Consider the following 7614-nt stretch of genomic DNA (forward strand, 5'->3'; position numbering starts at 1 on the left):
CGCTATCGACCGGTCGTAGGACCGCACGGAGGATTCAAGCAGATCAGGGAGGGACCCTGCGGGTACGGCAATTTCCGCGGGGACGCCGGGACCATACCGGGCAACCCACGGACGTGGCGGCGCGAAATCCATAAGCCTGCTTCCTGTTTGGACGGAATAGACTCTACCGCGCGCGGGACGCCGTGAGGTAGCCCGCGCGCGGCCCGGGTCGGTTCCTTGCGGTTTGCACGATCAGCGGCATCATGCGGTACCGCTGGTACTGTCCCGCGTGGCTGCCCGGTGCTGCACCGGCAACGAGCGCGATCCTGCACCAGGCGGACCAGCCATGTCTAAAAACGAGGCGGACCGGCCGTGGTCAGGAAGCAGGCGGACCAGCCGTGGTCAGACACCCCTCCATCTCGGTGAGCAGGCCGAGACCCTCCCCGCGATAGGATCAAGGGTAGCGAAACAGCCGATCAGGAGTACCGAGTGAGCGCCCCCGAGGCCGATCCAAGTCCACAGGATGTCAGACAGTGGCGGCAATACCTTGCCGATGAACGCGCGGAAGCTGCCACCTATCGCTATCTTGCACAGCGCCGGCAGGGCGAGGAACGCGAGATCCTCCTCGAGCTCGCTGAGGCAGAGGGCCGCCACGAGGCTCACTGGCGTGCACTGCTGGGCGATGCGGCGGGCAAACCCGCGGCGCCCTCCGTCCGGAACCGGATTCTCGGGCTCCTGGCGCGGCGTTTCGGCTCGGTTTTCGTGCTGGCCCTCGCCCAGCGTGCCGAGGGTCGCTCGCCGTACGCCGCCGACCCTTCCGCAACCAGCGCCATGGCCGCGGACGAACAGATTCACGAGGAAGTCGTCCGCGGACTCGCCACCCGCGGCAGGAATCGGCTTTCAGGCAACTTCCGGGCTGCGGTCTTCGGGGCCAACGACGGCCTGGTCAGCAACCTCGCTCTCATCATGGGCATCGGTGCCACGGGGGTTTCGACGTCGTTCATCCTGTTCAGCGGCCTCGCCGGGCTGCTGGCCGGAGCCCTGTCCATGGGTGCCGGCGAGTACGTGTCGGTCAAGTCGCAGCGCGAGCTGCTTTCGGCAACCCGTCCCACCCAGATCACGCTGACTGCGGCGAAGGAACTCGACATCGCGGCGAACGAGCTCGTGCTGGTCTACCGGGCGCGCGGTATGACTCCCCAGGCCGCCGAGCACCGCGCGGCCGAGAGAATGGGACTCCTCAGCTGCGACTGCGATCCCAGCCTTTCGCTCCACCCTGACGACGACACCACCCCCGATGACCACGAAACCGTGGGAACGGGACTGGGCGCGGCGGCGTCGAGCTTCAGTTTCTTTGCCTCCGGGGCCATCATCCCCGTCCTGCCGTACCTTTTCGGGCTGACGGGCGTTGCTGCCGTGATCACCGCGTGCACCCTGGTTGCCCTTGCCCTGCTCGCCACGGGCGCCGTCGTCGGGCTGCTGTCCGGCGCCTCGCCGCTCCGGCTCGCGCTGCGGCAGATGGCGATCGGCCTCGGCGCCGCTGCCGCAACCTATGTGCTGGGCCTGATGTTCGGCACCTCTGTCGGTTGAGTGAGGCACCGCCAACCGGCCGGCGCCGCACAGAACGACGACCGCGCTGGTTCTGACCGGCGCGGTTGTCGTTGTCCGGTGCGATCACCGCCGACTAGCCGGTGACGTATTCCTCAAGCTTCACCAGTGTCCGTTCGATGTTCTCCGGGTGCCGCCGGGTGAAGCCGGTGAGGCGCAGCACCAGCTTGAACGGGACGGTGCGGGCGTCCCACTGTTCGGTGACGAGCGTGGCCTCGCCACGGGGTTCGAGGGTGTAGCGCCAGACATGGTGCGAGAAGTGCCGCCACGCGATGCGGCGGCCCTCCTCGAACTCCGTCACCCGATTGAGGATCTTGTACTTGGCGCCCATGTTCATGTCCATGCCGAAGCGCGCTCCGAGTGCCAGCCGCTTCGGGCCGTTGGGCTGTTCGCCCTTCACGGTGTCCGATCCATCGATGACACTGTGCAGCGCGGGAGTGGCAAGCACTTCGAAAATCCGGTCGGCGGGCGCTGCGATGAGGCGCTCGCGTGAGATGAAATAGGCGGAAGGGGAGATAGTCATCCCGCCATTCTGCCCGACCGGGCTCCGGACAGGGCGCTACTTCGCGGCCGCGGCGCTTTCTCTGGTGCCGGTACTCCGTTGCCCTCGCCGATCGACTCGGGCACCACGTCACGCTCCAGGGTGGTGGCCAGTGGTTTCTCGGTGACGAAGAGGCACAGTACCGCGGCGATCGCGGCGAGCGGTGCCATGTACAGGAACAGTGGGATGAGCGCTTCGCTGTAGGACGTCACGATCACGTCCTGCAGCTTCCCGGGGAGTCCCTGCACCAGCGCGGGTGTCAGCGATTCCCCACCCCCTGTGGCTGCGGCGGCTTCCGCGGGAAGCCTCGAATCCAGGAAGCCGGTCAGGCGTGAGGCGAACAGGCTGCCCACCACCGCCGACCCGAGTGTGGCGCCGATCTGCCGGAAAAAGTTGTTGGCGGCGGTTGCAGTACCCACCTGGCTGTTCGGGAAGGAGTTCTGGACGATCAGCACCAGGATCTGCATGTTGAGGCCCAGGCCGAGCCCCAGGATCCCGAGGTCCAGGCAGATGTGCCACACCTCGGAGGACGGCTCGAGCATGCCCATCAGCACCAGGGCCACCACCATGATGACCGAGCCTGCAATCGGCATCCACTTGTACCGGCCCGTCCGCGACACCAGTTGTCCCGACACGATCGACGAGACCAGCAGCGCTCCCATCATGGGAATCATCAGCATGCCGGCCTCGGTGGCCGAAGCGCCGGTCGCCATCTGCAGGTAGGTGGGCATGTAGCCGATGGAACCGAACATGGCCACCGACGTCAGCAGGCCTGCCACGGTGGTGAGTTTGAAGTTGCGGTCCCGAAAGAGCGCCATCGGGATGATCGGCTCGGCGGTGCGCCGCTCCACCAGGACGAAGGCCACTGCGGAGATGAGAGTGGCGGCAATGAGGCCGAGGATCACGGGGCTGAACCAGTCGTAGCTGCTGCCACCCCAACTGCTGACCAGCACCAGACCCGTGGTGGCCAGCGCGATGAACACCATTCCCCAGATGTCCAGTGTGGGGCGGACCCGCACGGCCTTCGGCCGCAGGAACAGGACAGCTCCGGCGAGGGCGAGGGCTCCCACCGGTAGATTGAACCAGAACACCCAGCGCCAGCCGGGCCCCTCGGTGAGCCAGCCCCCGATCAGCGGCCCCACCACGGAGGCGAACGCGAAGACGCCTCCCATCAGTCCCATGTACTTACCGCGTTCGCGGGCGGGCACGATGTCCGCGATGATGGCCTGCGAGAGGATCATGAGCCCGCCGCCGCCGAGTCCCTGGATGACCCGGGCGATGATCAGCCAGGTCATGTCGGGGGCGAGGGCGCCCACCACGGAGCCTGCGAGGAAGATCAGGATGGCGCTGATGAGGAGGTGCTTGCGCCCCACCAGGTCACCGAGCTTCCCGTAGATGGGCATGGTGATGGTGGAGGCGAGGATGAACGCCGTGATGACCCAGAGCATGGAGCTTGCGCCGTTCAGCTCACCGACGATTGTCGGCAGAGCCGTTCCCAGAATGGTCTGGTTCAACGCCGAGAGGAGCATCGACAGCATGAGCGCAACGAAGACCAGCACGAATCCGGCTTCCCGTGCCGGCGCATTCGTCGCAGCGGCCGTCGATCGAAATTTTAGTTGACTCACCGAACTATTGTTGCATCCGCGAGCCGCCCGCACAATCAGAAAACGGAAGTTGAGCGCGATATCACACTCCTTGACGGCGGGGCGGAGCGGCACTAAGCGCTGCTCCGCCCCTGCGCGTCAGGGCCTCAGCAGCACCTTGATGGCGCGTCGCTCATCCATCGCCCTGTAGGCTTCGGCTGCTTCGTCGAGTGGCATCACGACGTCGAACACCTTACCGGGATGGATCCTCCCGGCAAGCACGTCCTCGAGCAGTTCGGGGATGTAGGTGTGGGCAGGGGCCATGCCTCCGCCCACCGAGATGTTGTTCGCGAACAGGTAGCGGATGGGGATTTCCGGGCCGCCGGCCGGCACTCCGACGAATCCGAGGCTTCCGCCCGGCCGGGTGCTGCGCAGTGCCTGGTCCATGGACTCCTTGGTCCCCACGCACTCGAGGACGGAGTCCGCCAGGACTCCCCCGAGGAGCTCGCGGATCCTGGCGACGCCGTCGTCGCCGCGCTCGGCGACGATGTCGGTGGCACCGAATTCCCGGGCCAGTGCCTGCCGGTCCTCGTGCCGTGACATGGCAATGATCCGGGTGGCGCCCAACCGCTTTGCTGCGAGCACCCCGCAGAGGCCCACCGCGCCGTCGCCCACGACGACGACGGTGCGTCCGGGACCCACGCGGGCGGTGACCGCGGCGTGGTGACCGGTGGACATGACGTCCGAGAGGGTGAGCAGGCTTGCGGTCAGCTCCGCGTCAGGTTCGGTAACGCCCTCCACCTTCCGCAGCGTGCCCTCGGCCTGCGGTACACGGACTGCCTCACCCTGGCCGCCTTCCACGTAATCGCCGTTTTCGTCGGTGCTGCCCCAGGACGTCAGGTGGTCGCAGGCAACCGTCACGCCGTTGACGCACTGGGGGCAGGCCCCGCAGCTGTCGACGAAGGGTGCGATGACGAAGTCGCCCACGACCAACTTCGTGACGTCGTCGCCGACTGCCTCGATGACGCCGACGAATTCGTGGCCGATGGCCTTGGGTGCCCCTGCCTTCCCCACGCCCCGGTAGGGCCAGAGGTCGGATCCACAGACGCAGGAAGCGGTCACTTTCACCACCGCGTCGGTGGCGCGGATGACGGAAGGGTAGTCCCGCTCCTCCACCCGGATGTCGCCCGGACCATGAATGATTGTGGCGCGCATGTATTCTCCTCGAGATGGATGTGCTGGTCGTTTCCCCGGATTCAACCCTACGCGCCGGGATGGAAGGGTGGGGATGTCCGTGGGACTCCGAGCCTTCCCCGGGTGAGAATGAGAACGACGACGCCGACAGCGGCGGAAGCGAGCAGGTGCATCGGCCCGATGTCGATCCCCGGATACAGGAGAGGAAGCATCCCGTCCCCGAAACCCCCGCCGACGGCGACCGCGTTTCCCGCAGCATGGAAGAGCCCGACCAGGAAGATGCTGCCGGTCCGGTGATAGAGCCAGCCGGTGGCTGCCCGGAAGGGCACGGCAAGGACAGCGACCAGGATGAGGATCACCACCGCGGCGGCGTTTCCGGCAACCAGGGACACATGCTGCAGGGCGAACAGCGGGGCGGTCAGAAGCGCGGCTTTCAGCGCGCCGTGCCGGTTCTGCAGCCGGGCCTGGACGAAGCCTGTCCACGCCGCCTCCTCCCACAGATTGCTGACGGCAAGGCCGACGACCGTCTGGACCAGCAGGCCGGAGACCAGTGCCGCAACCAGCGTTCCAGGCGAGAGATCGCGCGGCGGGCCCCCGAGCAGGAGGCCCAGCACTCCTGCCGCAGCCGGTACGACGAGCAGAGCGAAGGCATACCAACCGGCTCCGCACCGGAACGCGATGATCCTCCCCCACAGCGCCTTCAGGCCGGCGTCGCCCTCGACCAGCCGGGTGATCGCCAGCGTGGGCAGCAACATGCCGACCATGTTGCTGGCGATGATGAACGGCATCGGAGGGAGGTGTGTTCCGCCCGCCCCCGCCACCACCGGAAGGAAAGCGATGGCCTGGCCCACGGTGAAGAACCACGTGAGCAGCGCGGCAACCGGATGACGCCTGATGCTGTCGGTCATGCGGCTCCGGCCGCGGGGCGTGACGTGGGCCGCACTGGCCTGCGGAGGTGTTGCGCTGCCCATGGGATCCCTACCGTCCGGAAGGAATCAGACCCCGGGCGGGTTCCCGGGCACTGTACCAGTCGAGCGTTGCCCGGATGCCCGCCTCGTAGGAGGTGACCTGTCCGGGCCCGAAGGCGTCGCGGTATCTCGTGGAATCGATGACGTGCGGCTGCTCGAACTGATACAGCATCTCGGCACCTTCACGGGCGACGGCGGAGAACACCCCGGCAGCGCGGACCGCCCTGGGGCTGATGCTGCGGACACGGAAATGCCGACCACTCCGGCGGAGACCTGGTGGATGAATTCTCCGGCGGTCGTCGGCGGCGGAGTGGGGAGGTGCCAGGCCCGTCCCAGGGCATCGGCCCTCTCGCCCAACTCGACCAGCCCGTAGGCGAAGTCATCGATGAACATCGGCGTCAGTGGTTCGGTCATCGACCCCGCCCACAAGCCGGCCTTGCCCCGCACCGCTGCAACGAAAAGCGTGCGGCCCAGCAGGGATTCGACGGCCGGACCGTAGAGTTCCGGGGCCCTGCCGATCACCGTTGCCACCTCCCCCCTCGCGTGGGCGGCAAGTACGCGCTCTGCCAGCCAGGCGCGGAGCACCCCCTTGCTGCTGACCGGCCGGTCGGGAAGGTCTTCGGTCATTGGTCCATCCACCTTGCCGTACATCCAGGTGTCATCCACGAAGACCATACGTGCCCCTGCCGCTCCCGCTCCCGCTCCCGCGAGAATTCCGTCGATGACCGCGGGGAAATCCTGCCGCCAGCGCACGAGCGGCGGATTGACGGCGTTGTAGACGACAACCGACCCTCTGCAGACCTGCCGCATTCGCTCCGGATCAGCCGCGTCTCCCGCAACTACTTCCACCCCGTCCGGGAGGTCCGCCCGACCGGACCGGTTGACTCCCCGGACACGGCGCCCGCACCTCTGCAGCTCACGAACCACCGCAGTTCCGGTTCCACCACCTGCACCAATCACCACGTGAAGCCCGTCCACGATACCCATCGCACACCCCGCTCTTCCCACCTGCACTCGGCGTATTCCATGCTGTTAGATACTGAAGCGTATCTAATTTCCGAATAAGCGCGGCAAATAGGAAACGCAAGCGTTTCTTGTATGGTGGTAACCATGACTCCTGAAACCGCACCAGCCACCCGTCGTCGCGGCGAGGTCCTCGATGAAGCAATCCGGAGCGCCGTCCTGGACCTCGTCATCGACCACGGTGTCGCAGGGGTCACGATGGAGGCGGTGGCATCCCGCGCCGGGACGAGTAAACCGGTGCTCTATCGGCGATGGGACAGCCGGGCCGCACTGCTGAGGGACACGCTTGTCCCGCTGGCCATGAAGGCCATCCCCTCCACCGACACCGGCAGCTACCGAAGCGATATGCTGGCCATTCTGCAGGGCTGGGCGGACTTCTTCGCCAGCCCCGCCGGAGCGATCGGGCCGGCGATCGTGGGGGCGATGCCGCATGATCCGGAGCTTGCTGCGGCTTTTCGCGGCGGCGTGATCGCCTGGCGGAAACAGGCGATGGCGGAGACGCTCCGCCGGGGAATCGCACGGGGCGAAGTCCGGGAGGATGTGCCGGTCGACGTCGCGCGGGAGTTGGGGCAGGCACTGCTGTGGCACCGGTTCCTCATCACCGGAGACCCCATCACCAGGGAACTGATCGAGGAAATCGTCGACGACATCCTGGTCCCGTTCACCGCCCCGCGCGGGTGATCCTCTCCCGCGAGCTTTCCCGCCAGCACGACAACGCCCC

Annotated in this window: 7 protein-coding genes; 2 read left to right on the forward strand and 5 right to left on the reverse strand. The window is 66.9% G+C overall.

All coding sequences use genetic code 11. The annotated features are described in order from the left end of the window. Positions 1–468 precede the first annotated feature (468 nt). Positions 469–1566, forward strand: a complete 1098-nt coding sequence (locus tag Y704_RS0112120) for a VIT1/CCC1 transporter family protein (RefSeq protein ID WP_253904317.1) — start codon at positions 469–471, stop codon at positions 1564–1566. A gap of 94 nt (positions 1567–1660) precedes the next feature. Here the strand turns inward: Y704_RS0112120 and Y704_RS0112125 are convergent, their stop codons facing one another. The 5 genes from Y704_RS0112125 to Y704_RS20945 form a co-directional block, all read right to left on the reverse strand. Then, on the reverse strand, positions 1661–2107 hold the full coding sequence (locus Y704_RS0112125) for an SRPBCC family protein (protein WP_035772611.1): 447 nt from the start codon (positions 2105–2107) through the stop codon (positions 1661–1663). Beyond that, entirely contained in the window at positions 2104–3750 is a 1647-nt protein-coding gene (locus tag Y704_RS20940) for an MDR family MFS transporter (protein WP_253904318.1), read from the reverse strand. The genes Y704_RS0112125 and Y704_RS20940 overlap by 4 nt, the downstream gene beginning before the upstream one ends. Positions 3751–3867: 117 nt before the next feature. Beyond that, on the reverse strand, positions 3868–4923 hold the full coding sequence (locus tag Y704_RS0112135; protein ID WP_026550319.1) for a zinc-dependent alcohol dehydrogenase family protein: 1056 nt from the start codon (positions 4921–4923) through the stop codon (positions 3868–3870). Between the two features lie 47 nt (positions 4924–4970). After that, positions 4971–5810 carry a CPBP family intramembrane glutamic endopeptidase gene (locus Y704_RS0112140; protein WP_026550320.1) on the reverse strand — a complete coding sequence of 280 codons (840 nt, stop codon included), beginning with the start codon at positions 5808–5810 and terminating at the stop codon, positions 4971–4973. Between the two features lie 87 nt (positions 5811–5897). After that, positions 5898–6857, reverse strand: coding sequence for an NAD-dependent epimerase/dehydratase family protein (locus Y704_RS20945; protein WP_051476997.1), 960 nt, complete (start codon positions 6855–6857; stop codon positions 5898–5900). 123 nt (positions 6858–6980) lie between these two features. Here Y704_RS20945 and Y704_RS0112150 point away from each other — a divergent pair, with 123 nt between their 5' ends. Next, positions 6981–7574 carry a TetR/AcrR family transcriptional regulator gene (locus Y704_RS0112150; protein ID WP_026550321.1) on the forward strand — a complete coding sequence of 198 codons (594 nt, stop codon included), beginning with the start codon at positions 6981–6983 and terminating at the stop codon, positions 7572–7574. Positions 7575–7614: the final 40 nt, after the last annotated feature.

Origin of the sequence: Arthrobacter sp. Br18 (assembly GCF_000520555.1) — a bacterium.
Taxonomy (GTDB): domain Bacteria; phylum Actinomycetota; class Actinomycetes; order Actinomycetales; family Micrococcaceae; genus Arthrobacter_D.

What these genes read in the sequence shown, in the direction of transcription:
- Y704_RS0112150 (WP_026550321.1), top strand. Translation starts at nt 6,981, where the DNA reads ATGACTCCTGAAACCGCACCAGCCACCCGTCGTCGCGGCGAGGTCCTC.
- Y704_RS0112125 (WP_035772611.1), bottom strand. Translation starts at nt 2,107, where the DNA reads ATGACTATCTCCCCTTCCGCCTATTTCATCTCACGCGAGCGCCTCATC.
- Y704_RS20945 (WP_051476997.1), bottom strand. Translation starts at nt 6,857, where the DNA reads ATGGGTATCGTGGACGGGCTTCACGTGGTGATTGGTGCAGGTGGTGGA.
- Y704_RS0112135 (WP_026550319.1), bottom strand. Translation starts at nt 4,923, where the DNA reads ATGCGCGCCACAATCATTCATGGTCCGGGCGACATCCGGGTGGAGGAG.
- Y704_RS0112140 (WP_026550320.1), bottom strand. Translation starts at nt 5,810, where the DNA reads ATGACCGACAGCATCAGGCGTCATCCGGTTGCCGCGCTGCTCACGTGG.